16 protein-coding genes are annotated in these 26175 nt (G+C 60.8%); 9 read left to right on the top strand and 7 right to left on the bottom strand.

Annotation, left to right across the window (positions count from 1 at the left end; genetic code table 11):
- Window positions 1-57 precede the first annotated feature (57 nt).
- A complete protein-coding gene (gene trhO / locus NZK35_RS24340; RefSeq protein WP_259635144.1) occupies window positions 58-990 on the top strand; it encodes an oxygen-dependent tRNA uridine(34) hydroxylase TrhO in 933 nt (310 codons plus the stop codon).
- A gap of 233 nt (window positions 991-1223) precedes the next feature.
- Here the strand turns inward: trhO and NZK35_RS24345 are convergent, their stop codons facing one another.
- Window positions 1224-1862: an RNA polymerase sigma factor gene (locus NZK35_RS24345; protein ID WP_259635129.1), complete on the bottom strand. Its 639-nt coding sequence runs from the start codon at window positions 1860-1862 to the stop codon at window positions 1224-1226.
- 202 nt (window positions 1863-2064) lie between these two features.
- Here NZK35_RS24345 and NZK35_RS24350 point away from each other — a divergent pair, with 202 nt between their 5' ends.
- A complete protein-coding gene (locus NZK35_RS24350; protein WP_259635130.1) occupies window positions 2065-4413 on the top strand; it encodes a serine/threonine-protein kinase in 2349 nt (782 codons plus the stop codon).
- 136 nt (window positions 4414-4549) lie between these two features.
- Here the strand turns inward: NZK35_RS24350 and NZK35_RS24355 are convergent, their stop codons facing one another.
- From NZK35_RS24355 to NZK35_RS24365, 3 genes are all read right to left on the bottom strand, one after another.
- Window positions 4550-5344 (bottom strand): hypothetical protein, encoded by a 795-nt coding sequence (locus NZK35_RS24355; protein WP_259635131.1) that lies wholly within the window; start codon window positions 5342-5344, stop codon window positions 4550-4552.
- Between the two features lie 124 nt (window positions 5345-5468).
- Window positions 5469-5891 (bottom strand): hypothetical protein, encoded by a 423-nt coding sequence (locus NZK35_RS24360; protein ID WP_259635132.1) that lies wholly within the window; start codon window positions 5889-5891, stop codon window positions 5469-5471.
- Window positions 5892-6475: 584 nt separating this feature from the next.
- Window positions 6476-7390: a histone deacetylase family protein gene (locus NZK35_RS24365; protein ID WP_259635133.1), complete on the bottom strand. Its 915-nt coding sequence runs from the start codon at window positions 7388-7390 to the stop codon at window positions 6476-6478.
- Between the two features lie 44 nt (window positions 7391-7434).
- On the opposite strand from NZK35_RS24365, the gene NZK35_RS24370 reads away from it, so the two are divergent.
- The gene (locus NZK35_RS24370; protein WP_259635134.1) at window positions 7435-8025 is read left to right on the top strand and encodes a hypothetical protein; all 591 of its coding nucleotides are present in this window, start codon (window positions 7435-7437) and stop codon (window positions 8023-8025) included.
- Window positions 8026-8680: 655 nt separating this feature from the next.
- On the opposite strand, the gene NZK35_RS24375 is transcribed toward NZK35_RS24370, so the two are convergent.
- The gene (locus NZK35_RS24375; protein WP_259635135.1) at window positions 8681-8944 is read right to left on the bottom strand and encodes a hypothetical protein; all 264 of its coding nucleotides are present in this window, start codon (window positions 8942-8944) and stop codon (window positions 8681-8683) included.
- Between the two features lie 289 nt (window positions 8945-9233).
- On the opposite strand from NZK35_RS24375, the gene NZK35_RS24380 reads away from it, so the two are divergent.
- The gene (locus tag NZK35_RS24380) at window positions 9234-10091 is read left to right on the top strand and encodes an ATP-grasp fold amidoligase family protein (protein WP_259635136.1); all 858 of its coding nucleotides are present in this window, start codon (window positions 9234-9236) and stop codon (window positions 10089-10091) included.
- 7 nt (window positions 10092-10098) lie between these two features.
- Here the strand turns inward: NZK35_RS24380 and NZK35_RS24385 are convergent, their stop codons facing one another.
- A complete protein-coding gene (locus tag NZK35_RS24385; protein ID WP_259635137.1) occupies window positions 10099-11424 on the bottom strand; it encodes a hypothetical protein in 1326 nt (441 codons plus the stop codon).
- A gap of 215 nt (window positions 11425-11639) precedes the next feature.
- Window positions 11640-11864, bottom strand: a complete 225-nt coding sequence (locus NZK35_RS24390; protein ID WP_259635138.1) for a CPXCG motif-containing cysteine-rich protein — start codon at window positions 11862-11864, stop codon at window positions 11640-11642.
- A gap of 319 nt (window positions 11865-12183) precedes the next feature.
- Here NZK35_RS24390 and NZK35_RS24395 point away from each other — a divergent pair, with 319 nt between their 5' ends.
- The 5 genes from NZK35_RS24395 to NZK35_RS24415 all read left to right on the top strand — a co-directional run bounded on the left by NZK35_RS24395 (window position 12184) and on the right by NZK35_RS24415 (window position 26164).
- Window positions 12184-13068 (top strand): EF-hand domain-containing protein, encoded by an 885-nt coding sequence (locus tag NZK35_RS24395; protein WP_259635139.1) that lies wholly within the window; start codon window positions 12184-12186, stop codon window positions 13066-13068.
- 174 nt (window positions 13069-13242) lie between these two features.
- The gene (locus tag NZK35_RS24400) at window positions 13243-13836 is read left to right on the top strand and encodes a peroxiredoxin (RefSeq protein WP_145219450.1); all 594 of its coding nucleotides are present in this window, start codon (window positions 13243-13245) and stop codon (window positions 13834-13836) included.
- Between the two features lie 5 nt (window positions 13837-13841).
- Complete coding sequence (locus tag NZK35_RS24405; RefSeq protein WP_259635140.1) at window positions 13842-14501, top strand: hypothetical protein; 660 nt, start codon at window positions 13842-13844, stop codon at window positions 14499-14501.
- 492 nt (window positions 14502-14993) lie between these two features.
- Window positions 14994-18551, top strand: a complete 3558-nt coding sequence (locus NZK35_RS24410; RefSeq protein ID WP_259635141.1) for a hypothetical protein — start codon at window positions 14994-14996, stop codon at window positions 18549-18551.
- Window positions 18548-26164, top strand: coding sequence for a hypothetical protein (locus NZK35_RS24415; RefSeq protein ID WP_259635142.1), 7617 nt, complete (start codon window positions 18548-18550; stop codon window positions 26162-26164). The genes NZK35_RS24410 and NZK35_RS24415 overlap by 4 nt, the downstream gene beginning before the upstream one ends.
- The last annotated feature ends 11 nt before the right edge of the window (window positions 26165-26175 follow it).

Genomic DNA, 26175 nt, shown 5'->3' on the forward strand with positions numbered 1-26175 from the left:
CTAAAGGCTGGACACCAACGCGTCCCGTTTCGCGGACCAGATTCACTGCTCATCACGATGTCCAACGAACCACACGAACGGACCGGCGACGATCTGCCGATTGTCGTCGCGGCGCTGTACCGATTCGTCGCCTTGCCGCACTTCCAAGACTTGCGACCGTCGATCGAAGCGGTGCTTGTCGAGAACAACGTCAAGGGATCGTTGTTGTTGGCGACCGAAGGCATCAATGGGACCATCGCGGGCTCGCGCGCCGGCATCGATGCCGTGCTGGACCACTTGCGGTCGATTCCCGAGTTTGCGGATCTGGACGTCAAAGAATCCAGGTGTGCCGAACAACCGTTTCGACGCAGCCGAGTCCGATTGAAACGCGAGATCGTGACGATGGGCGTGGAGGGGATCGATCCTCAAGAATCGGTCGGAACGTATGTCGATCCGCGGGACTGGAACGATTTGATTTCCGATCCCGAGGTCGTCCTGGTCGATACCCGAAACGAATACGAGATCTCCATCGGCAGCTTCGAAGGTGCCCAGAATCCGCACACGGAATCCTTTCGCGAGTTTCCCGAGTTTGTCGACCAGCAGCTCGATCCGTCCAAGCAAAAAAAGGTCGCGATGTACTGCACCGGCGGAATCCGCTGTGAAAAGTCGACGGCGCTGCTGAAACAAAAAGGGTTCCAAGAGGTCTACCACCTCCGCGGCGGTATCTTGAAGTATTTGGAAACCGTCCCGCCGGAGGAGTCAAAGTGGAACGGCGACTGCTTCGTGTTCGACCAGCGCGTTTCGGTCGGCCACGGATTGGCCGAGGGCGAGCACGTGATGTGTTTCGCCTGTGGATGGCCGGTGTCGAAAGAGGATCAGCAGCACCCGGATTTTAAGGCCGGCGTGCACTGCCCCAATTGCGTCAACGAGATCTCGGAAGAACGCAAGCGACGCTTCGCCGAGCGGCAAGCGATGTGGGAAAAGCAGGGCCGTTTGAAGTCGGGGGAATGACGTCGGGGGAACGATGGGGGCAAAACGATGGGGGCAAAACGATGGGGGCAAAACGATGGGGGCAAAACGATGGGGGCAAAACGATGGGGGCAAAACGATGGGGGGCGTGGCTGGTAGGGGGCCGTCTATTGCATCTCGTTCCCAGGCTCCTGCCTGGGAACGCACTGTCGTGGAGGCTCCCGCCTCCTGGCCGCTATGCCCCAAATGATTCTGCCAACCCTCTCTCCGCCCTGTTATTCCCGAGTCGGGCGGACGTCCTCGAGGATCTTTTCCAACTGTCGCATGCTGCGCGAGAGCAGGACACGAACCGACACGTCGCTTTTGCCGAGTTTTTCGGCGATCTTCTTGGTCGGCAATCCTTCGGCATAGCGCATTCGAATCGCTTGTCGTTGCTCTTCACCGAGCGACTCGACGGCCGCTTGCATTCGCATCATCCGCACGTCTCGGCTGAACGCCGCGCTGGGGCTGGTCATGCTGGCGGCCAGCAGTTGTTCCAGCCCGGGGGCGGAATCGCCGGAGGATCTGCCGCTGCCGGCGGCGTTGAGGGATTGTTGTCGATTCACATCGCGTCGCTTGGCATCAAAATGAAAGCGATGGGCATCGATGACGCGTCGGCGGGCGAGTTGTTGCAGCCAGTCCATCGGCGAATACTCCTCCAGCGGAGCGGTCTCCAGGCCGGCAAGGGCTGCGGCGGAGACTTCCTGGACCAAATCATCGACTTCGACGACAGCCAGCAGGTGTTCGCCGGTGATCGATCGCACGAAACCGGATAGCTGGGCGTGGTGCAGCCGGATGTATTCCGCCAGCGCCGTCGCATCGTTTTGTTTGATCCGCTCGATCAACGCCGATTCAGCAGAGGATTCATCGGACATTTCAAATCGTCTTGATGGCAAGGGTTGGCAAGGCTCAGGATTGATCCGCAACGGTTGGGTTGATCCGCAGCAGTTGGGCAGCTCCGCAGCAGTTGGGCAGCTCCGCAGCGGGTGCGTGAATCGTCACCAACGAGTATAACGGAGATCAACCGACCGGCGGTTTGCACGCGGCAAACGCTCTCCTGCTCGTCTACTCCGTTCCATGACCGACAGGACACCCATTACTGACGACGCATCCGGGCCGGCTGCCGGTTCGGCCCGGTCGGTGGATCCCAACGCGACCACCGACGTCCCGAATCGGGAATCCGACGGTCCGTCGCCGATCGATCTGGACCAGATGGATGAGTTGTTGGAACAGGCTCTGGAGCAATACCTGCAAGCCGCTCCGTTGAGTTCGCCACAGGAACTGATGCGGTTTCTGCCCGATGTCGATCTGGCAACCCGGCGATTCCTGTTGGTCGAATTGATCAAATTGGACATGGCCAGTGTCTCCGAAGCCACGGTCACCGGATCACAGCTGGGCGTGACGCCGCGCGTCGAAGATTACTTGACGCATTTTTCCGACGTGATGACCGCGGCGGATGTACCGCTGGATTTGTTGATGGAGGAAATTCAGTTGCGTAAGGAGGCTGGCGAAGTGCTTGATCCGGCCGACTATGCCAAACGGTTTCCCCAACACGACTCGATGATCGCCGAACTGCTGGGCGGGCAGTTGAGCGCAAAACCCGAAGCGACCGCCGCGGTCGCCTATCGCAAACGCCCGCCCGAGTTTCAAATCGGGCAACAGGTCGATGACTTTGTGATCATCCAGACGCTCGGCAGCGGCGCGTTCGCCAACGTGTACTTGGCCCGCCAGCTGTCGATGAGTCGATTGGTGGCGTTGAAGGTTTCCAAGGGCACCGGTGACGAACCCCAGGCATTGGCTCAGTTTGATCATCTGAACATCGTCCGCGTCTATGATCAACGGATGCTCGACGACCCGCCGTCGCACCTGTTGTACATGCAGTTCCATCCCGGCGGAACGTTGGCCGACGTGGTCGAACGCGTGCGTCACACGCGGCCTTGGGATCGATCCGGCGAGATGATCTTGCAAGCGGTCGATCGGTCATTGTTAAAGACCGCCCAGGCGGTTCCTGAACGATCGGCGCTGCGGGAAGCACTGCGGACGATGTCTTGGCCGATGGCCGTTGCCTGGGTCGGAATCCAATTGTCTCGCGCGCTTGAGAGCGCCCACCGACGTGGCGTGATGCACCGCGACGTCAAACCGGCCAACGTTTTGTTGTCGGCCGAGGGTGTTCCCAAATTGGCCGATTTCAACGTCAGCTTTTCCGGCAGCGCCGGACGGGCCGGAGCGGCCAGCAGTTTCGGCGGTTCGATCGGTTACATGGCGCCCGAGCACCTCCGCGCGATCTCCGCGACGACGTTCTCGGCGGTCGAGGAGGTGGGACCGAAAGCCGACTTGTATTCGCTGGCGATCTTGTTGTGGGAACTTTGGCAAGGCAGACGCCCGTTCGAATCCGAAGGGCGGCCGAAATCCTGGACCGATGCGGTCGAGCAGCAGCTTACCGCCCGCTCGTCGCTGAGCGCCCCGTCGTCGCAAAGCGAAGACGCCCTGGCGAGGTTGTTGGAAAAGATTCTGCGGCAAACGCTGGCTTTCGATCCCAACGATCGGATCGGATCGGGAGCGGAAATGGAAGCCCGATTGATCTTGGCACTGCACCCCGACGCGGCACAATTGTTTGATCCAGAACCGGAAAGCTGGCAGGGTTGGCTCAGTCGTCAGTCGCCCTGGTGGGTCGCCGCGACGATGATCCTGGTGCCCAACGCCATCGCCGGGCTGTACGGATTTTTCTACAACAACAAGGACACGTTGGAAGCATTGTTCAAGGAAGTCGAGGGGTTGGAGACGACGTTCATCACGCTGGTGTTGTGTATCAACTCGGTCGCCTATCCCTTGGCGGTGGTGCTGGCGATTTATTACACCAGTCGCGTGGTCAAAGGGCTCGAATCGACCTCCGCCGGGAATGAAGCGACCGAGGAAGACCTCTCGTCGGCGCTGGAACTTGCTCATCGTGCCGCCGTCATCGGTGGTATGCTGTGGTGTCTGGCGGCGGTGCTGTATCCGAGTATCTTGTCGTACATGCACTCCGAGTTTTCTCGTCGCGAAGTCGGACACTTCTTTTTGTCCCATGTCATCTGCGGCGGCGTCGCGGCGATCTATCCGTTTTTCGGGTTGAGCATCTACGCCATCTCCGTGCTGTATCCGCGGATGGTCCGCTCGAAATTGAAAGATCCAAACTTTGACCAACATGTCGCCACGCTGGTTCGTCGATGTGAGCGTTACTTGTTGTTGGCCTGTCTGGTGCCGTTGCTTGGCGCGACGCTGTTGTTGGTCAGCAACGAGGCCGCCAAGCACGTGATGTTGATCGCGATTGCGGCGACCGGCTTGGGCTTGTTTGCCGCGTTCTCCGCCTATCGATACATCCTCCGCCAATGCTCGGTGCTGGCGCCGGTGCTGTCGAGTAAGCAGGATTCGATTTTGTCGCTATGAAAAAACCTCTCGTCGCATTGCGATCCATCGCGCGACGAGAGGCGACCCTGAGCCTCAACTCGTTCCCAGGCGGAGCCTGGGAACGAGTGGGATAGGCTTCCAGCCTGTCATCACGCACTGTTCCTCCCAACGGTCCTTACCCCGCGGTGTTTCCATCGGTGAACTGGTCGATCGCCGAACGCAGGTCGGGCGAGGAAAGTCCCAAGCCAGAATCACTCGGCGAAGCTGGTTCGGCGACCGGTTGCGACGCATTGGTCGCCTGATCCGGTGTCGTCGTTTCCGTCGTGACCGTCGGTTCAATGACCGCGGTCGCCGCCACCGGAATCGTTGCGGCATCGTACAACCGCAAGTTATTCGCTTCGTTGGATTCCAAGAATTGATCAAAGCTGTCGAGGACGACCAAGACTTGGTTCATGGCGATCGCTTGCCCGTTCAGATTGCCCATCGCGAGCGACTGGATCGGCAACGTCGCGGTGACTTGTATGGCCTGCCCGGCCGGTATCGATTCAAGTTTGGTCGTCACGTTGGGGCTGGTCGGACGGATGCGCCCCAACAGTCCGACCAGCGTGACGTGCGGACCGCAGACATCACGTGTGCTGCAGTTCTTGATGACCAGGTCGAACGATGGACCACATCCAGCCGCCGCATCGGCATGACGCGTGATCGAAATCAGTTCCAGATCGCCCAGTTCGGCCGCCGGGATCGCAATCGGACCGTAGGGATGAAACGTGTTCATCGCCGTGGCCGGACTGGATTCGTTGTTGACACCGTGACGAAGCAGCATCGGAATCACGTGGTCGCAACGATCGGGGCCGTGAAGCAATCGTCGCAGTGCGGCTTCGTCGGCATGTGCGACGGCCAGGGAATTGCCGACCAGGGTGCCCGCGATCACCGCGAACATCCACCGGCAAAGGAGAGAATGACGTTTCATGAGATTTGTCTCGTGAGAGTTTTGGGGGCTGTCAAAAAAACAGGCCCGGTGAGTGATTCAGTGCACTCGCCGGGCCTGTGGATAACCATGCTTGCGGATGCATGTGTTCGGGGACGCTACGGGCTTAGTAGCACGCCCAGTAGCTGGTGTAGACCGGGACGTGGTAGGTCACGGGGTGGTAGTACGTGTACGAGACCGGTCGGTAGCAGTGATAGCTGTAAGACGGACGGTAGTAGCTGTAGCCGCGGCTGTAACCGTAGCTGTATCCGTAGCTGCGATAGCTGGACGAATAACCGTAGCCGTATCCGACGCGTCGGAAGCAGGCGGCGATGGTGTCTTCGTCTTTGTCGTCATCGCCCAGCAAGGCGTCGACGTCGGCTTGTCCGAAGTTGTCTTGATCGTCCGTGACGTTGTCGGCCGAAGCCTCCGCCGCGGCGATCAGATTGGTGTCCAGGGTGGCGAGTGATTGCAACAAGTCGTCATCGGCACTGACCGAGCCAAAAATCATCACCAACGGAGCGACAGCGAACAGGATTCGTTTCAACATGGTTCTAGACCTTCACGCGATTCGACAGAGAGTTTGAATTGAGAAGGCGGCAGTCCGTCGAGTCACTCGCCGCATTCGTTGTCCTTGACTGAAGAACCAAGCGGACGCGTCGGGCGGGTGTTTCAAAGAATTTTGGAGAAGGGGTTGGGCGATGCCGCTAACCATGGGCACTCCGTTTGTTGTCAACGAATCGCGCGAGCGATTCCAATATCCCGGAGGGATGGCAGCGAGTAGCCGGAGGTCAGCGGAGCGCCACCTCCGGGAGTCCGTCGCGGGATTCCCATCGACCCCGGGCGGGGTCGCAGCGAATCCAGCCGCCGGCGGTGCGGCAGTCCGCCTTGCCGAAAGCGTTGATCGGAATGCTCGTCCAATCAGAGTGGCAGGCCGGGTCCGCGGGTTCAGACGCGATTCGCTTCGACACCCTCCGGGGTCGCGTCGTGCGGGGCGCCGGGTGTCCGGAGGTGTCGCTGCGCTCACCTCCGGCTACTGGCTTTGACCCCGTTCGGGGGCACGCCACCGCAGGCGTGAGCGGAATGGCACGAGCCTACGGGCCCGAGCCAAAGAATACGACGCTTCCCTTAGCACTATCGCCCCGCCGCCAGGCCGCTGGCGATTTGCAGTGTTGCGGCGTGGATGGAGACGATCTCATCGATGTCCGGCGCGTAACCGCCGCTCATCGCGATCGCAACGGGGATCGTGCGGTCAGTGCACCACTGCAAGACGGCACGGTCACGCTCGGCCAGGCCGGATTTCGACAGACGCATTCGCCCCAGACGGTCGCCGACGTAGGGGTCTGCTCCGGCCAGGTAGATCGCCAAATCGAATTCGCCGTCGGCCCGCCAGCGATCGAGTGTGCCGAGGGCTTGAGAAAGTTTTTCCAAGTATGCGTCGTCGTCGGTGCCGTCGTCCAGCGGAACATCCAGATCGCTGGGCACCTTGCGGAGCGGGAAATTTTTCGCCCCGTGCATCGACATCGTGATCGCCGAGGCGTCAGCGGCGAGGATTGACGCGGTGCCGTTGCCCTGGTGAACGTCCAAGTCGATCACACAGGCACGCTTGATCAGCGATTCTGATTGCAATGTTCGTATCGCGACCGCCGCGTCGTTAAACACGCAGTATCCTTCACCGGCGTCGGCAAATGCATGATGCGTGCCGCCGGCCAGATTGGCGGCAATGCCGTCGGCCAAGGCGCTCCGGGAGGCCGCGATGGTCGCACCGGTGCTGCGCCGTGACCGCTGGACCATTTTGGGTGACCAGGGGAATCCGATCCGCCGAATTTCCGGAGTCGACAAGCTGCCCTCTGCCACGCGGGCGATGTAGTTCGTGTCGTGACAGAGACGCAGTTGATCATCCGTGGCCGCCGGTGGCACCAGCAAGACATCGTTCCGATGGGCATCGCTGGTCGCGACGTGACGTCGCAGACGCCGGTACTTGTCCATCGGAAATCGGTGCGTCGGCGGCAACGGCAATTCGAAATGATCGGTATAGTACAGACGCACAAGCGATCCGTCAGAAAACAAAAAACAGGGCGAGCGATTACGACATGAATGATCCAGCACAGAATCCTTACCCGGCAAGTTCGGCGACGCCAGGGGGATTGTTCCCGCAAGGGCAATCGGCTGGGACGATCAATGCGGCGGCGCGAGTCGGTACCGTGATTTCACTGGCGCTGATCAGCGGCGTCGTGACGATCACGGTGATTCTGGCTTATCTGGTGTTCTCGAATCCTCCCGAAGATCAGCAACTGCTGCGATTTGACGCTGACGCGATGCTGTTTCTGATCATCGGTTATGGCATCTTCGTCGCCGCCGCGGGGGCCGCGATTGTGCTGCGCGGAATCATGAAGAACCAGGCGGCGGCGCAGCTCAGGGCGTCCGCCGAGGAGTTGCCGCGACCGCTGGAAGGCGATTCACCGCTGCCACCGTCGGGGCGAGCCTTTGTCGGCACGGTCGCGACGTACACGCTGATCGGCCAAGCGTTGGTGGAGGGCCCGGCGATCATCAACGCCGTTCTGATGTTCATCGACTACAACTTGGCCCATCTGATCCCGATCGTGTTGGCGGTGCTCGGGATCGCGTTGCAAATCCCCACGCCCGGCAAGATCAAGGCGTCGATGGAAGACGCAAAACGGTGACCGGTGCTCGCAAGTGAAGTGATGGGATCGGTCCAAGACGACTGATCCGATCAATCCTACGGGGCGAACCCACGGATGGCAGCGCGAACCCACGGATGTCATCCAGCACAGAATCGACCACTTGGGCATCGCTGGGTAATTTTCTGAGATCACAGCTCCGGCTTCATCGACCGGGACGCACCAGACCGATCGTCTGGCTGCTACTCCGGTCGATGAAACCGGAGCGCCCGCGTTGTTGCTTGATGCTTTCCCGCCGGGGCAACGATCGTGCAATAGGACACATAGGACGTATGGGTCCCATCTGTCCGATTGGTCCTATCGACCGCGATTCCCTTCGCCGCTTCGGTTGGACCAACCTCAGCATTCCAGGCGATCCTCGAACTGCAGGAGGTGCTAGACACCGACGCGAGATTCCGGCATGACGAATCACGCCCCGGTGGCCGACGCCGGGGCGGGCTGGGGCGTCGGTCAGACGCGAACATGTCAGTCATCATGCGTCGCGTTGAAGTCCTCGCTAGTCTGCGAATGAATGCGATACACCTCCGCTCACCAAGGCTTTGTTTTGGTATTAGGACAAACTTCCATTGACGGCCAGGACTACGGATACTTTGGGCTGGATTTTTTGAAGACGCTCTGGTTCGAAGCGGCTGCTGTCTTAGTGACCATTGGTGCGGACGGCAGCCGTCTCGGATGCTTCACGGGAACCCAATGCGTCGGCCAGGGTGGCGTCTTCGCCGGTATCGATCAAGACCGACAACGGGTTGGGGGTTGGGGGGTTGGGGGGCTGGGGGTTGGGGCTGTCATGGCGACGACCGTCATGGCGACGACTCCGGCGGTCGCGGCTTGCGTGTTTCAGTGACTGTCGCTTCGGCTCAAGTTCTGGTTTCTGCGACCAGTGCCACAATGTCCAGCTGTTCAACGTCTTCGGTTCTTGTCTTGAGAGCCTTGGTTCTTTAGCGTATTTTTAGCGGAGGGAGGGGCGCTTTCGATCGATTGCGAGTGATCAAATTTTAGATCGGTTACTCATGTCACCTCTAGGCCCCCGTCGTAGCACGGGCTCTCATGTAAGCCGAACGAAGACAACCGTCAGCATCGAAGCTCTGTCCAATCATCCATGCGAACCGCCCAAACGCCGGCGGCGAGGTCTGCGAAGTTTCGTCACGGCGCTGGTGCGCTATTGGCGGGAACACAACTTACGCAAGCTGTCGGTGAGCATCGGCCGCGTCCTGCTGCGGCCGTTCCCGGACAGCGTCTACCTGCGTCTGGGCTATCGCATCTTCTTCGGCACCTGGCCCGATTATCGGCACCCCCACAGCTTCAATGAGCACATCCACGAATACATGCTGCGCTGTCGCGATCCGATGCTGCGCATTCCCGCCGACAAGATTGAGTCGCGTCACTACATTGCCGCCCGCGTCGGTGCTGATGTGCTGGTGCCGCTGCTGGGCGTGTGGAACCGGCCCGAAGACGTGCCGCTGTCGGAACTGCCGCGCCCGTTCGTGCTCAAGCCCACCGCTGCCAGTGGTCGGGTGCTGATCGTACGGGCCGAGGACGAGCTTGACGAGGACGAGGTGCGGGACCGGATGCGCTGCTGGCTGAGACGCTGCTACAGCCACGTCAATCGCGAATGGTGCTATCGTGGTGTACCACGTCGGTTGATGGCAGAGACGTTGTTGAGCGACGACCGCGGCGGACTGCCGCCCGACTACAAGGCCTATGTCATCGGCGGCAAGGTGCGTTTCCTGCAGGTGGACCGCGGCCGCTTCGCTCAGCACACTCGCAACGTGTACGACCCACAATGGAACCCGCTGCCGGCGCGTTGGACGCTGCAGAAGCACGAACCTGATCCGCGTCCTGCGTGCTTGCCACGCATGATCGAGCTGGCCGAGACCCTGGCCGAGCCGTTCGAGTTCCTGCGCGTCGACTACTACGTGATCGGAGAGCAGCTGTACATCGGTGAGCTGACTAACTATCCGGGCGCCGGATTCGAACGCTTCATCCCGAGTGGTTACGCTTGGGAGATCGGCAAGTTCTGGTCAGGTCGGCCAGTGAGTGGAGCTGGCTGACACAGCACTAGTGACCATCGGTCCCGACGGCCGACGTCTCGCTGCTTTCACTGCAACCCAGCGCGTCGGCGAGGATGGAATCTTCGCTGGCGGGCAGCCAGCGAAAGTCGATCACCAGGTTCTCACCGTCGATCGTGGTCAGCACGGCGGGGTTTTGTTTGATCAGTTGATCCGCCCAGTGTTCGGCCGACATTGTTTGGTGGCGGAGGTTGAGTTGCCGTGAGGGGAACTCCCAGCGGGCGCCGGCGACAAGCCGGGCCGATCGATCGGTGATCTGACAACTGGTGATCGATGTGTCGGCCGTCAGCCGGGTCGCCATCCGTTCGGCGCGATTGCGCAAGTTGTCTTCGCCGGTCTCGATCAGAACCGACAACGGGCTGGGATCGGGAGCGGTCATCGCGGCGACCGTCATCGCCACGATTCCGGCGGATGCGGCGTGCGTGTTCCAGCGACTGTCCTGTTGAATGGATTCGATCAGCGATTTTTTTCCGGCCAGGATGCCTGCCGTTGTGCCGCCGGTCAGCGGGCCGCCGGGCAGGACGACCAAATCGATTCCGGACCGCAGCAGCGTTTCGGCGCTGGGGATGGATTCATGGCGTTGATGAATCGTGGCAACGGGAAGGACGGCGACGCTGATCATGTCGCGGCCTTTCAATGCAATCGCCGTGACGGGGTGAATGCCATCGTCGGCCAGGATCACGCAGGCGTGGTCGATGCCGTCAAAGTCACTCGGCTCCAACGTTTGGACCCCGCCGCATTCGGTCAGCGTCAGGCCGGGGAACGCATCGGGCAGCGGTGTGCCCGACGGCAATCGAATCGCTTGGCTGCGGTGCATGACCAGTTTTCGCTCGTTGGCCAAGACGGTCAGCGACGCGATCGCCGCATCGAGGCTGGTGGCCACGGCGACGGCGTGGCCGTCGACATCGAGCAAACGTGCCAGCGACCGGTTCAGTTGTTGTTTCAGGTCGTTGTCGACGCAATCGCCGCGAAGCACGTTGCAGCCGTGTTGTAACACATGATCCGAAACGGAAATCCCGCAGCCTCGGCGGGAAAGCAGCACGCCTCCGGCATTGAGGCAGCGAACCGCCAGATCGGTCTGACGCTCGGTCCAGCGGAGCACCGATTCGCGGCCCTGGTCGATCGCGCCGCGCGCGGTCTCGCTGGCCGTTTTGACGAGCGCGTCGATGCTGCGGGAGGCATTTTCGGGAAGGTCGCGAAGCAGTTCGGCGGCCTGTGCCTTGACTCGCACGATCGTTTCGGTGTCGCTCGCTTTGCGGGCCACGTCGGCAACGCCATTACGGATTGCTTCAATGGCCCAGGGTGGAAGTCGCATGGAGGGTGTTCTCGCGGGGACGCAGTGCAAAGGGCAATACCGCTAAGCGAAGCGTCGTTTCTGTGGGTTGGGGCCGTCGGCTTGCGCCAAACGGCTGATCATCGTTTGAGATCAGCCGGTTCGCGCCGGCGTCCGGGCTTCCTCGGGGATGTTAACTTAACGGTCTCGGGGCAACGGGTGCAGGGCAAACGGAAAAGGGAACTGGGGGACGCCGCTCAGAAGCGGTCTTGTTCGGATTCCGCCCAAACGCGTGCTTCGCAGCCGTCCCAATCGACATGTATCACGCTCGGGTTGCAGCAAACCGGGCAATCCTCGACGAAGGTTTGGGAGTGGCCGGCGGCCGGGTCCAAAGGGATCACGATTTCTTCGCCGCAGCTGTCACAAAGATAGCTGCCATCATTGTCGAACAATTCTGGCGGATCATGGTCGGGTTCACTCATCGATTTGCCCGGAAGTGTTGAGTGGTTTGGCGAAGGAAATCGGTCGGTCCAGCTTTGGTCGGCCGACGCGGCTGAATTCAGCTGACAGGACTTCGATAGGCTGACAGTGATAAATTGGGCTGTGCTGCGAAACCATGGCGATCGCCCAGCGTTCAATCACGGGGCCGACACCTTTGTCGGCCTTCGCACTCTCGATTCTACCGCCAACGCCGTCACATTGAGGGACGTGTTGGTCAAGTATCTTCGAGTCTTGCGAAACAGGCGGCAATCGAGGTTGTTGGCCGCCAGACGTTTGCTCATCACGCCGGGAAACCATCCAATGAAGATTCGAACCAAGACCGCCCTGCGGTTGACCCTCTGCGGTGTCGCAGGGCTCGCCGTCGCGATTTCCGCTTCCCATTCCATGGCACAGGAGTCCGAGGAGGGCCGGCGACGCGGTCGTGCCGAGGCCCGCGAGGGAGATGGGGCAGGCCAACGTGGGGGCCCCCGCGGCCGACGCGGTGAACAGGGAGAGCGGGGCGACCAGGCCGGCCCCCGCGGAGGATTCGGCGGCCCCGGAGGACCGGGCGGCCCGGGACCGGAGATGCTGCTGCGGCTGCCGGTGATCGCTGCTCTGGACGCTGACAAAGACGGCGTGATTTCGAAGGAAGAAATCGCCGGTGCCAGCGCAGCACTGAAAACACTGGACAAAAACAAAGACGGCAAAATTGATTTGGCAGAGATGGTTCCGTCACGTGGCGGTCCCGGTGGACGCGGATTTGGCGACCGCGGTCCGGGTGGCCCGGGAGGTCCCGGCGGGCGCGGACCCCGCGACGGTGACGCCGGACGAGGGCCCGGGCCGGGAGATGCCGCCGAAGGGCGTGGGCCGGGAGACCGTGGTCCGGGAGACCGTGGTCCGGGAGGACGGGGGCCTGGATTAGGCGATCCCAAAGCCATGTTGGATCGATTGATGACCCAGGACAAGGACGGCGATGGCTTGCTGGCGGCCGACGAGTTGCCGGAACGGATGGCCCAGATGCTGGACCGTGCCGACACCAACGAAGACGGCAAATTGTCGCGTGAAGAGATCGAAAAGGCGATGCAAGCGCGGATGGCCAACATGCGTCGAGGCGGCGGTGGCCGGCCCGGCGGTGATCGACCGGGTGCGGACCGCGGCGGGGACACGCCCGGCGGGGAACGACCGCGCCGACCGCCGGCGGAATGATTGCGGCCGACGGATCAGGGCGGGCGTTTTTTCTCTGCCCGCTTGTCCGAAACTTGCACCTGCTCGATAGTGTGGGGTAGCGGCGGAGCGTTCACGCTCCGCCCGGCTAGGGCGACTCGTCTGGAGTCGCCGTTCACCTCGAACCTTCCTCGACTGCGAGTTTTGACCGGTCCTATGAGCGTATTGGTTACCCAACAGGCCCCTGACTTCAAAGCACAAGCCGTTCTGCCCGACGGCCAGTTCAAAGAAATCTCCTTGAGCGATTACAAGGGCAAGTACGTCCTGCTGTTCTTTTGGCCGCTGGATTTCACCTTCGTCTGCCCGACCGAGATCATCGCGTTTTCCGATCGCGCCTCGGATTTCGCCGAGCTGGGCGTGCAAATCCTGGGTGTCTCGGTGGACAGCCACTTCAGCCATCTGGCGTGGACCAATACGCCGCGAAACGCCGGCGGGATCGGCAAGACCGAATACCCGTTGGTTTCGGATTTGAGCAAACAGATTTCGCGTGACTACGACGTCTTGCTCGACGGTGGTGTCGCCTTGCGCGGTCTGTTCTTGATCGACAAAGAAGGCGTGGTGCGGCACCAAGTGGTCAATGACCTGCCGTTGGGGCGGAGCGTTGACGAAGCCCTGCGAATGGTCAAGGCGCTTCAGTACTTTGAAGAAAACGGCGAAGTTTGCCCGGCCAACTGGCAGGAAGGTGCTCGCACGATCAAGCCGAACGTCGACGACAGCAAAGAATTCTTCGGCGCCGAATACGCGAGCTGAATGGAATGTGGTTGACGGCCCCCAATCGAATCGGCATCGCGGCTTGGCAGATCGACGATTCGGTTTGGCGAATCGAAGCCCGTGGAGGTCGCGACGGCGTCGCACTCCACGTTGGGGACCAGTCCGTCCGGTTGGTCGTCCCGGGCGACCAAACGTTGCCGCGTTTGGATGAACAATTCGTCCGTGGCGACGAGTTGCACCTGGCCTTTCCCCAATCCGACGACAGTCAGTTCGGGTTTCGATTGGTCGTCCGGCCGGTTCAATGGAGCGGGTTCGCCGCCGACCCGACCCATGCTTGTTTTGAATTACTGATTTCGATCCAGACGACGCTGTTGGATGCTCACCCCACGCTTGATCTGGTCTTGCCCGCTAGCGTGGGGGCCCGCGGCGAGGGCGTTGCTGCATCGCAATGCCGAGTCCATCACGCCAACAGTGGCGATTGCGCCGTAGCGGCCATTCTTGGGCCCCAGGATGCCGGAGAATCGGGGTCGATCGACCGCGAACCACCGCAGCGCGTGACGTTGTTCGGCGAGTTTCTGGAAAAGGGCGTGATTCGACGGGCCCGACCGTGGCTGATTGTCAATCGTGCCGGCACGCAGATCGACGCGAAGTGGATCAGCGCCGCGATCGACGCGTTGACGGAAAGCCCGCTGCCGCTGAACTAGTCGTTCGTTTCAATTTGAAATCAGGGTTGGCCAGCGAACAGGGGGCAGACCCCAATAGCCGGAACGGCCCGAAGGGTGCTTCGCACTATCGGGGTCTGACCCCTTTTCGCGAATCTCTCATCGACCCGAACGTTGAAATGGAACAAAGCACTCGTCGGCCTGCCCTTTGACCCGTCCGGCCAGTGGTGGGGCATCGCCAATGGTGGGGCAGCTGGGACGAATGTGACGATGTTGCAGAATGGTGCGGTTGGATGACTTAAGAGTCCCGGGCCGAGGGCGGACCGACGAAATCCCGGCCGGAAGGGCGCGCTTTTGCTGTTTCCGGTTGCGTGGTTTGCGTAAACTAAAGGGGTGTTTCCTGAACGGATGGTCCGCCATTGACGCAAGCATGGGCCGCTTCCTGCTCCTTTCTATTTCCGCCACGTGCTGCTTGCTCGCGAGTCCCGGTCGGCTCGCCGCTTTGCCGCAGACCGTATCGAGTCCACCTGGTTTATGAATCGCACCGATTCGGTAACGAATATCTTTTCGGCGGCATTGATGTCGGCCGGATCGATTGCTGCGTCGGTGTTGGTGTACGCCGGAGTGTTATGGTCGCTGGCGATGGCGGGGCCGAGCCAGGGGCAGCCGCCGGGGACGTATCCGCCCCCGGAAATCCTCCGCCCCTCGGCGCCGCCGGCCGATTCGGGAAAGTTGCCGATCAAGGGGATGATGTTTTTGGATGTTTCCGAGAACGCGATCTATGCCCCGGGGATGAACTACGAGCGGTATCTGGAACTGGAGCGGGGCGGCAAGAACCAGACCCGTCGCTACGTCTATGACACGGTCAAGATTGACGGGCGTGTCGATGGCAATCGGGCGGAGTTGTCGGTGGAGGTGCGTGTGGCAGTTGACGCGACCGCGGAAGAGACGATCGAAATTCCGTTGGCGATGGAGAACTTTCACCGCCTGGGACCGGTGGAGTTCTTTTCCGGCGCCGAGAACGGCAACAAGTTGGCCGTGTCGGTCGACCAGGATTCGGGGGATTATGAATTGCTCGCCTCGGTCGCCCAGGACACCGTCGTCGTCGGATTCCGCATGCAGATGTCGGCTCGTGTCGAGACCGATGTGCTGCACGCCTTGGATTTTCGCTTGCCGCCTGCGGCGACAGAAATCAACTTGATCAGTGATTCACGCGACGTCGTCGGTGTGATTCCCAATCGAGACGATGAAGTCATTGAAACGTCGACCGACAAAACGGGACGCAGCCAGTTCAAGGTGATCAGCAGCGGTGGCCGTTTCACGCTTCAGTGGGGCACGATGGATCGTCCCGTTTCGGTACCGTTGTTGGAAGCGACCAGCGGGATTTCGATGCAATGGAATTCTCCGCAGGATCAGTTGTTGCAAAACGTGAAGATGACGGTGCGTGATTCGCGCGGTCCGATCTCCAGTTTTAAACTCCGGCTGCCGCCGGGCGCCTCGTTGCGCGACGAGCCGAAATTGATCACCAGCGGACAATTCGGTCAGCAAGTCGAACTCTCCAAACCCGACGCCGGCGACGACGAACTGTTTCTGGTCACGATCCCCAAGTTCGAGCGTCGGCAGAGCATCGTGTTGGAGTTTCGATTGGAGCTTCCGAGTGATTCACCGACGGTCAAGAAACCGTTGTCGTTGCAGGTCCCCGTCGTCGAGCAGGCGCTTCGCAACCAGGGCACGATCAACATCACCACGGGCGCGGATTATCGATTGCGGTGGCATCAACGATCGTATGTCAAGAACACCACGCCGGCCGTCGAGGAGGAAACGACGGTCGATCAGCGGAGCTATTCCTTTCAATTCATTCGCGGTGCGTTCACGTTGCCGGTTTGGTTGGACGCGACCAAACGTGAGTTTCGCGTTTCCAGCGAGTGTGACATCGAGTTGCAGGACAGCTATGCGAATTTGGCGATGGAGATTCGATCGGTCGGAAACGGCAATCGCTCTCAATTGTTAAGCGTCGATTTGTCGGATTGGCAGGTGACCCAAATTGAAAATGCTCGCACCGGTGCTCCGCTTCCGTGGTACGAATCGGACGACTTGATCGAAATCGAAGTCAGTTACACGGGGATGGAAGAGAGCATTCCGGTGCTGATCAAGGCGCGGCGTCCGATCCAGGAGGCGTCGACGCCGCAGGATGATCAGCGGATCGAATTGCCGGTGCCGCGGATCGTCGGTTCGGGGGACCGTCGCGATCCGATCACGATTCAAGAAGCCATCGTCCGGCTGTCCGGTAAAGGGCGGCGTTCGTTCGTCGTCGATTTGGAACGCTCGGTCAATCTGGAGCGATCGGCAGATTCGGCAACCGGCAGCGGATTGGAACGCGTCGGCAACGGTGATCGCGCCTCGGCGGACGATCCGCGGGCTGCAGACGCGATCCGAGTGTTCGCCGTGATGCCTCCGGAATCGGCCGCCCGCATCGTCGGGGAACTGGTCGAGCGTCCGCCCCGCATCAGTCTGGAAAACCAAGCCAACGTCAAGTTGATCGGTGATCAATTGGTGACGACCGTCACGTGGTTGATCGAAACCCCCGTCGACCTGGAAGGGCGATTGAGGGTCGCGATCCCCGAGCCGATCAAATCCGTTGCCGGAGCTGCCTCGTCGGGCACCTCAGCGGATGGACCGGCCACCGAGGATGTCACGGCAGCAGCGGGCGCGACGCGAAATCAATGGTCCGTCGAAGTGAATGACCGTGCGGCAAAGCTGCTGGTGGTCGAGTCTGAATCATCAGCCGCGGTCGAGAACAGCCAGCAGGACTCGGAGCAGGAGCCTGCAACGCCGTCGTCGCAGACCAAGCAATACGATCTGGTTTCCGATGCGCTCGCCGATGGCAAAATGGAGGTGCGGTTCATTCATTCGGAATCCGTGACCTTCAATCCTGAAACCTCAGAAACCCTGGTCGAAATCGGGTTGCCGTATCCGCTGGTTCAAGACATCACGTTGCGGGGCAAGGTCGAGTTGGAATTGTTGGGAGGCGAGTCGCATGACATCACCCCGGCGGAGAAATCGCTGACCGATCAGTTGGTCTTTCGCACGCTGCCGACCAAAACGGTTCCGTTGCGGATTTCGCCACGGGCACCGGCCAGCAGCGAATTGCTGACCGGCAAGATTGTGGTGCGAACGGCGATCAGCGAAATCTCGCAGCACGATCAATTGATCGCCAATCTGGAGGGGACCGGCGAATTCGAATTGGAACTCTTGTATCCCGACCAAACCGAAATCCAAGTCACGCTCAACGGTGAACCCGCGGCGTTCAAAATGGTGGGAGAACGCTTGGTCGTGCGCGTCCCCTCCGACACGCAGCAGCACCTGATCGATGTGCGACTATGGGTCGACCGTACCAGCGGCGGACTGTTTCAGACCATCGTCCCGCTGGCGCATGTCGGTCCGGGGGCCGGGCAACTTGTTTGGCAGATGACGGTCCCCTCGGATTGCCATCTGGTGTGGGCGACGCCTTCGGTCGGACGTGAGATGCAGTGGGGGTTTGACCGCTGGCGGTTGATTCGCAGCCCGCTGATGACCGAGACCACGCTGATCAATCGGATCGCCGCGACGCAGCCCGATCTCGTCAATCTGAGTCCGATGCCGATCGGCAATCGCTATTTGTTTTCTGCGATGGATGACCGCTCGTTCCGGGCGTTGGTCGGCACCCGAACCATCCTGTGGATGATCGTTGCCGGCGTGATCGTGTTTGTCACCGCCGTGTTGACCTACATTCCCGCGACCCGCAATCCGTTCTCGGCGGTCGTCGCGATTGTCTGTTTTGCGGGCCTGCTGGCCGCGGCTCCCGATGCCGCAATCCTGGTCGGACAAGTCTCGATGTTATCGTTGGTGTTGGTGATCGTGATGCTGGCCATCCGCAACCTGGTCTTGCCCACACCCTCTCGTGTGTTGACCAGCACGCGTGAATCGCGGCTCGACGCGTCGACACAAAGCCGCCGTCAACCGCCCGATTATCGTCCGCCCAGCAGTATCGCCGTGACGCATTCGATCGGCCCGGACGACGTCTCCAAATCGGCCAACGAGGTGGCTTCATGACCCGCCCGGTGAGCGACAACAAGGCTTGCCAGGTCGGGCACGCCGGGGCGTCCTCGTCGGGTACGACGACCGTTTCCGATGGCGGTGCTTTGCGTTTCTCCGCAATTCAGTCCGTGTCGCTGTGCTTGTTGGCCGTGATCGGTTGCGCGACGCTGTGGACGGGGACCGGGTTCGGTCAACAAGAGCAAGGCGATGCACCGACACCGGCGGTCGTGCAACCGGCGGAGAGCGGAGACACGGAGAGCGGAGACACGGAGACGGAAGACACGGAGGAGGAAGACACGGAGGAGGGAGAGACGGAGGAGGGAGAGACGGAGGAGGGAGAGACGGAGGGGATGACGGAGGAGGGAGAGACGGAGGGGATGACGGAGGAGGGAGAGACGGAGGGGATGACGGAGGAGGGAGAGACGGAGGAGATGACGGGGGAGCGTTCCGGTTCTGGGGGCACAGATGCTGACCCGGGCGATGCGGCAGCGGCGCCGGCAACGGCACTGCGCGAGCGTTTGACGCTGCCGCTACCGCATCGTGACCGCGACGGTCGGCCGCTGCGACCGATCGGAGTGTTCCTGTCACAGATCGTCGATTTGGTGCCACCCGATTTTCGTGCGGTCTCGATCAGTGAATTGCGTGAGGCGATCGGAACGGGCACCGAGCGGTTCGCGGATTCCGATCAGGCCCGATTGGTCAGCGGGTTTTATGATATTCGGCTCGACGAAGATCTGCTGATCAGCGAGGGCAGCAAGTTGGTGCTCGAGCACAGGCGTCGCCCGATCATTCGGCGGACGCTGGGACAGGTCAATTTGGCAATCACGGACTCCGCCGGCGGACTGCGTTCGCCGCTGTCAGCGTCGACGGTGAATTTGCCCCGGCTGGAAATCGATGCCGCGGGCGAGTTGATTGCGGTGATCCCCAAGCCGATGACCGCCAACGATCCCACCGCATCACAGCGGGCAGCAACTCAAGGAGTAGCGTCTCAGGGAGTAACGCAAGAGGCGGGCGGGGCTGCGGGCAACCGCTCGTCGGCGGACGTCGTTTCCGACGGTTGGACTCAATCCGAAATTCGCTTCGGATGGACGCTGCGGAGCCAATCCTTGGGCGCGGCGAAACGCTTTGATTTGCGATTGCCACGGACATCACAGACGCGATTGGTCATTTCAACACCCAGCGACATCGTTTTGGAATCCAGCCAGGGGGTGTTGGTCGAACGTCCCGGCCCGCCACCGGATGCGGATGTCCAGACCCGTACCGGTGACATCCGATGGTATGTGTTGGAAGCCGGTGGCCTGAATCGGCTGGAGATTTTTGCGCGGCGACGGTCTCGTGACGATACCGATCAACCGTTGTTCATCCGCCGAGAGTCCAAGCAATACGAGGTGGATTTATCGGGCGTTTCGTGGATCCACCGCATGACGCTCCAGTTCCCTCGCCAAGGCAACCGACTGCGCCTGCGTTCGCCGTTGGGGACCGTCACGGCGATCCGAGTCAACTCGATCGAAGCTCCTTATCAGGTGTTGCGTCGTGAAGACGGGCAATCGTTGATCGATGTCGATCTGCCCGGCAACGTCGCCGGAGTCATGGATTCGTCGACCGCCAACGCGACCGGCGGAACGCTCCGCCCCGAACTGGCGTCGGGGGTGGTGACGTTGACGATCGAAGGGACGTCGACGTGGGATCTCAGCGATGGCATTTGCGAGTTGCCGTCGGTGACGCCGGTCGAGCCGAACGTGCTGTGGACCGAAGCGTCGACGCAAACCATCGTGGCGGTGATGGACCCATTGGAAGTCGCACAATGGGACTTGCCACCGACATGGCGGCAATCGATTCAGACACCGACCCGCGCCGGAGAAACCTTGTTGATCGCCGATGGTCCGCCACCGCAATCCGCTCACGCGGATGCGACCTGGTCGCGGTTGAGATTGATTGAAAAGGAAGAGCGATTCATCGAGGCGATTTGGACGCGATTGCGTGTCCAGCAGACCCCGGCCCCGGAGGTCCGGTCCAACAGCCGCATTCGATGCCGATTGTTGCAAAACCATCAGTCGCCTTTTCGCATGGACGTCAACCCCGACTGGAACGTCGACTCGGTCACAGTTCTCGGTTCGGGACGCCGAATCACGGTGCCCGTCGGTGCCAATCAATGGGTCATTTGGCCGACACCCAGCGAGTCGGCGCAGGCGACGTTTGAAGTCGAGGTGATTGCGCGAAAAAATTTGCCGAGGAATCGCAACCGGTTGTCGATGAATTCGACTTGGATCGTGCGCCCCGAGCAGCATGTCGGTTCTCATCTGATCTCGATCCAACCTCCACCGCTGCGGCGATGGGATGGCAATTCGGTCATGCTTCCGGGACGCTTCGAGTCTTCGACGCTGGACGAAGAATCGATCGCCTTTTTTCAGCCCACATCGGAAACCCTGTTGATCCGCAGTCCCACCGGCGAGATCCCCGCGGTCACCTTGGAACCGGTCGATGATTCCTTCGGCGTGGCCTTACGTCATGTGATTCAAACTGAGGGCAACGACGTGGTCGAAACGATTGTCGTCCGTGCCGAGACGACGCAGCCGATCTCGGAACTCTCGGTACTGACCGGAAACGCTCGGCAAGAGGAATTCAATTGGTCGCTTCGCCGCACCGATCAATCGGCAACCGTCAGTCTGCCCGGTTCCAGTGTCCAGCGGATGCCGTTGGATCCGCTGGGGACCTATGTCATCAGGCTCGAAGGCCGTGACCTGCGCCAATACGAATTGGTCGGACGACGGTACTTTCCCGTCGAGGACCAGTTGACGCTTTCGCTGCCGAGCGTGCGACGGACGCGCGGGCAGACCGCCGAGGTCACGATCGATGCCAGTTGGGAGGTGACCGAAATCCCTCCGGGCGTTCAATTGGTGCCCGGGTCGGAATCGACCGATTCCTTGCAGACATTCGGAGACCAACCGCAACATCTGCGATACGAACCGCTGCTTCGTCCGGAGATCCGATTGCGTCGGGCGCGTCGGGACGCCGCGGCGACTTTGATTTGGGACCAGCGTTTCGAGGTCGTCGCTAACAGCCGCATTGAAGATCTGTTTTACTTGGTTGCCGACGTTTCGACTCGCAAACCGGTTCATGTTCTGTTTGACGAAGAGTTGGAACTCGTGTCGGTTTCCAGAAACAACGCCAGCTACGTGCCCGATCGCATCGGCGTCGGTGAGATTTGGATCAACCCAGAAAAACAAAGTGATCAGATCTCCGTTGTGATGCGTCGACGTCACTCGTCGAGCGGTTGGTTTCGACGTTGCCCGATTCCTCGTGTCGAAGTGGAAGGCAACGTGATTCGCAATCAAGCTACCTTTCAGGCCGGTGCGGGAACGCTGCTCGTGCACCGCGTCTCGTCGTCGAACCTGCTGGCGTCGCAGGCCGGTGGATCGGAGGAATCGGCGGAAGGGCCGGAGTTGATTTTGGTCTCGCGAGACGCGGCCATCGGACTGGGGTGGCTGACCGCGACGGTCGTGTTCTGTTTGGGCTGGTCGATCGCACGCTGGTTCTCGTTGGGGATTCACACGCTGTTTGTGCTGGTGGTGACGTCGATCAGTGGATCGATCATCTGGTGGCCCGCCCAGCACGCGATCGTGGCTTGGGTCGCGGTGCCGCTTGCCGCCGCGGCCTTGTTGCAGGTGGTGATGGCGGATCGAGGCCAGCGGGACAAGACGACGAGCAATGGCAAGAGTGGGGCGCTAGGGCCGGACGACACCGGGTCGCAGCGAAGTGCGCATGATCGATCGGCGGACTTTTCGGTCTCGGTGACGCGTTCCATTTTGATGCTGATGATCGGGATGCTTGCCGCAGGATCCGGTGTTGCGACGGCGCAGGATTCGTCCGGTAAGGAACCGCGTCGTGAGATCGACAGTAGCGGTGCCGGCGAGCCCCCGCAGAACGATCCGATCGAGTTGTTGGTGCCGTTGTCTGCGGACTACGCGCCCGTCGGGGATAAGGTTTACCTGTCGCGAGCGGATTATGAATCGATTCGTTCGGTCGTTGATCCTGATCGCCCGGTCGACGCCCAATTTCAATCGGCCGAGTACCGCGTCGTGTTGACGCCCCCACGCGATGCGTCCGGTTCGATCACGGCAGAAGTTCAAGCCGACTATCAAATTCAATTGGTGCGGGAGTCGACACGCGTGCGACTGCCCGTCCGTGCCGACTCGTTGCGTCGAATTGAATGGGTGGGGGATGGCGAAACGCAAATCATCCGATTCACCGTCGACGAACGCGGCATGGTGACCGCGGCCATTCCGTCGAGTCGCCAGAGCCTGCTGCGTCTGACGTATCTGCCGTCGGTTTTGACGCTCGGCGGCGACTCGCGGAACGTCAACGCAAGAGCGGATGGCCTTGACCGCCCGTTGTCGGAGACTCGCGACGGCGGAGATTCGCTCGGCGGTCCCGACCTGTTCAATGACATCGCCAACGGTGACGTGTTGCCGGGGATGGCGACCACGGTGATCCGATTGGCGATTCCGGCGATTCATTCGGCAACCTTGATCGTCGAGGCGCCGCGTGAAATTCAGGTCGATTCGCTCGGTGATCCATTGGGGCGGTCGTTGTTCCGTCCCGAATTGGGGCGATACGAAGCCGACTTGGGGCCGATCCGTGAGCTGTCGATTCGGTGTCGGCCGGTCAAGCGTCCCGGGCAGACCGCCGCACAGAGCCTAAGCCGAGCCTATCGGATTTCGGCCGGGATCGAATCGACGATTGTCGAGTGTGAAATCAATCCGGAAGAAAAACTCCGGGAAGGCGACACGGTGCAATTGACGATTCTCGGTGGGCCGCCACCGAGTCTGACGTCGGTCGGTTGGGCGATGGCTGAATCGGATCTTGTCGATAGCCCCGACCGCCCCTCGAGCGTCAATGCGACACTCGGCAATGGAATCTATCGTTTCGAAAAACAATCCAGTAGGAGCACGCCGATCCGGTTGTTGTGGCGGCTTCCGTCGGTGCTCAACGACCCGACGTCGACCGAAGACAGTGAAACGATGCCGATCCCGGAGGTCTTTGCGTCGGCGTCCCAGCGTTCATCCCCCACGTTGTTCGCCATCGAGTCGGCCGCGTCGATTCGCGTTTCCGAATTGGCAAAGGGATCGCAACCGGCGACCGAAGATGAGTTTCTGGCCGTTTGGCGAGGCTACCCGGGAAAGATTCAACGCGCCTTTGTGATCGAAGCGACGTTCCCGTCCTTCGTTCTGTTGCAAGATAAATATCCGACCCCGACGGTCAAACTGGATCACCGGTTGCACGTCGCCGAGACCAAGATGGAACTCCGGTTGAAGGCGGATCTGGTCGACCTGAGACCGAGTCTGCAACGCATCCGAGTCTCGATTCCCCCACGCTTTCGATTGGTCAATTGTTTTGTCAACGACGAAGCCGTCACGTCCATCACGCCCCTGACGGTCCACACCCCGACGGGGATTCAGACCGAATTGGCGATCGGCGACAACCGAATCAATGGGACCACCAAGATTGAGTTGTTTGCCGAGAGTCTGGTCCCGATTCGGGGACGGACCTCGTTGCCCCGATTCGCGATCGCTTCCGATGGCCAGACCCACGAGACGTATCGCATCACGCGTGAACGCTCGCTCGACGTCACGGTGGTCCAACCCCCAAATACGCAGCATCAGAACGCGTCCGACGAGAACCCGGTGCCCGATGGCGACGACCCCGCCGACAAGTGGACGCCAGCCGAGTTGACGAAGGACGATTTGTTGGCCGGGCGGATTCCGGTGGTGAATTCGCAGCCCGGCGGCACACCGTCGGCGGACGACCAGATCGTGGTCAGCCGTCGCGCCGCCGGTTCGATTTTTACCTGTGATCAAATCACTCGCATGCGTTACTCCGACGGTCAGTGGTTTTGCGACACGCTGTTGGAATTGCCCGGCGGCAAGCGACCCGACTACGTCGATTTAACGATGCCGACACGTTGGTCGGCCGATCTGGACGTGACCGGTGCACGGGTCTGGGCGAAACGCGAGTCCAGCGATGACGTCGTGACGGTGATCCGAGTCGCGATGCCCGACGATTCCAATCCAGCGGCACGTGGCGACGAACAAGTCCGCCGCGTGCAGATCACCGGTAGCCTGAAGAACCGAGATCAGGTTCGAGTCAGTGTGCCGACCGTGACGGTGCTGGGGGCCAGATTACGCAACCACCGAATCGCGGTGCCGGGACAGTTGACGACTCAGGCCATTCAATGGCGAGCCCAATCGGTGCGTTCGGTCAAGGCTACGACAGGGTGGTTGGATTCCTTCAAAAACGAGGTCGAATCGCCCGAACGCTATTCCTTTTACACGCCGATCGAAACCAACTGGTCGATCGAGTTGGAACCACTGTTGCAGGCGACGATCAATCCGCTTGCCCTGTGCTGTGACGCCAGGGTGTTTCTCGACGGCGATCACGCGCTGGTCTTACAGCGATTCGACGTGCTGCCGGAAACCCGTAGTGAAGTCTCGGTCGCTTTGCCGGTCGGGGCGACCTGTATCGGAATCTGGTCTGCCGGCCGCGAGGTGGACTTGAGTGATTTGCATTCTAACCCCGAGGTTGATGACGCAGAGAAGGGCACTGATGAGACAACACCGCCACCTCCAACCAAGCTGCGTGTTCCGCTCGCCTACAGCCGGCTTCCGCAATCGTTGGAAGTCTTGGTCGAAGTCCCGGTCGCCGGCCGGGCCATCACCCATTACTTGAGCGACTTGGTGGGCGTGCCGACGCGAGACATTTGGGTCACGTTTTATCAGGCTCCCCTGGCCGATCAAAATCGACAATTGAAACTCGAGCAACGAGTCGGTCTCGGTGATGGCCCCGAGCGTGATCTCGAACGACGCGGTACGATGCGTGGCTTTGCGTTGGCCGAAAGTGTCGTCACGGCGATCGATCGCTCCCGTGACATGCTGGCCGAACGAAGTGACGAAGAAATCAAACGTTGGCTGTTGCCGTGGATTGCCCGCTATCACGGAATCGCCGGCCGCAGCGGCCACGTGTTTCGGATGGTCGAGACACCCACGCAACCGGTCGACAGTTCGTCGGGCAACGCGACTTCCGTCAGCACGGCGCCGGCGGCCGCGGATTCCACAGCGTCCGCTCGGCCGACGTCGGAGTCGGGTCGGGCGGGGGCGTCCCCGACGGCGGCGGACGGATCGAGTCTCAATCGCGACGCCCAAAAGCGATGGGATGCCTATGACCGCCAGTTGCTGCAATTGGCCGGACGCTTCTTGCAATCGAATCCCAGATTGCCGCAGACGCTGTTCGCACAACATCGATTTTCCGATTTCGATGTGGTCGCCATCAGACGCTTGGATTCGATTGATCAGGGGCCGCCGTTGACGCAGGCGTTTACGCAACGCGAGTCGCTTGAAGATCTTTTGGTCAACGGCATCACGCTTTTGACATTCGGTTTGGCGATCATTTTGATGTGGCCGTTCCGCGGTCGGTTCCAAGGCTGGATTCAAGAGCCGGCGGTCTGGCTATTCGTCATCGGCGTCCTGGGGCTGTTTCTGATCCCATTTCCCGTGGCCGTGACGTTGATGATCATCGCGGTGACGGTTCCGCTGATCAATCGGCTAAAGCCCAATACCGCTAAGTTAACATGAATGAGGGGGCC

This window comes from Stieleria sedimenti, from assembly GCF_025060895.1.
Taxonomy (GTDB): domain Bacteria; phylum Planctomycetota; class Planctomycetia; order Pirellulales; family Pirellulaceae; genus Stieleria; species Stieleria sedimenti.

Excerpts from the sequence above, each read along its gene's own strand:
- NZK35_RS24345 (WP_259635129.1), bottom strand. The coding sequence starts at position 1,862 with ATGTCCGATGAATCCTCTGCTGAATCGGCGTTGATCGAGCGGATCAAA.
- NZK35_RS24360 (WP_259635132.1), bottom strand. The coding sequence starts at position 5,891 with ATGTTGAAACGAATCCTGTTCGCTGTCGCTCCGTTGGTGATGATTTTT.
- NZK35_RS24415 (WP_259635142.1), top strand. The coding sequence starts at position 18,548 with ATGACCCGCCCGGTGAGCGACAACAAGGCTTGCCAGGTCGGGCACGCC.
- NZK35_RS24390 (WP_259635138.1), bottom strand. The coding sequence starts at position 11,864 with ATGAGTGAACCCGACCATGATCCGCCAGAATTGTTCGACAATGATGGC.
- NZK35_RS24405 (WP_259635140.1), top strand. The coding sequence starts at position 13,842 with ATGTGGTTGACGGCCCCCAATCGAATCGGCATCGCGGCTTGGCAGATC.
- NZK35_RS24395 (WP_259635139.1), top strand. The coding sequence starts at position 12,184 with ATGAAGATTCGAACCAAGACCGCCCTGCGGTTGACCCTCTGCGGTGTC.
- NZK35_RS24370 (WP_259635134.1), top strand. The coding sequence starts at position 7,435 with ATGAATGATCCAGCACAGAATCCTTACCCGGCAAGTTCGGCGACGCCA.
- NZK35_RS24410 (WP_259635141.1), top strand. The coding sequence starts at position 14,994 with ATGAATCGCACCGATTCGGTAACGAATATCTTTTCGGCGGCATTGATG.
- NZK35_RS24385 (WP_259635137.1), bottom strand. The coding sequence starts at position 11,424 with ATGCGACTTCCACCCTGGGCCATTGAAGCAATCCGTAATGGCGTTGCC.
- trhO (WP_259635144.1), top strand. The coding sequence starts at position 58 with ATGTCCAACGAACCACACGAACGGACCGGCGACGATCTGCCGATTGTC.
- NZK35_RS24355 (WP_259635131.1), bottom strand. The coding sequence starts at position 5,344 with ATGAAACGTCATTCTCTCCTTTGCCGGTGGATGTTCGCGGTGATCGCG.
- NZK35_RS24350 (WP_259635130.1), top strand. The coding sequence starts at position 2,065 with ATGACCGACAGGACACCCATTACTGACGACGCATCCGGGCCGGCTGCC.
- NZK35_RS24400 (WP_145219450.1), top strand. The coding sequence starts at position 13,243 with ATGAGCGTATTGGTTACCCAACAGGCCCCTGACTTCAAAGCACAAGCC.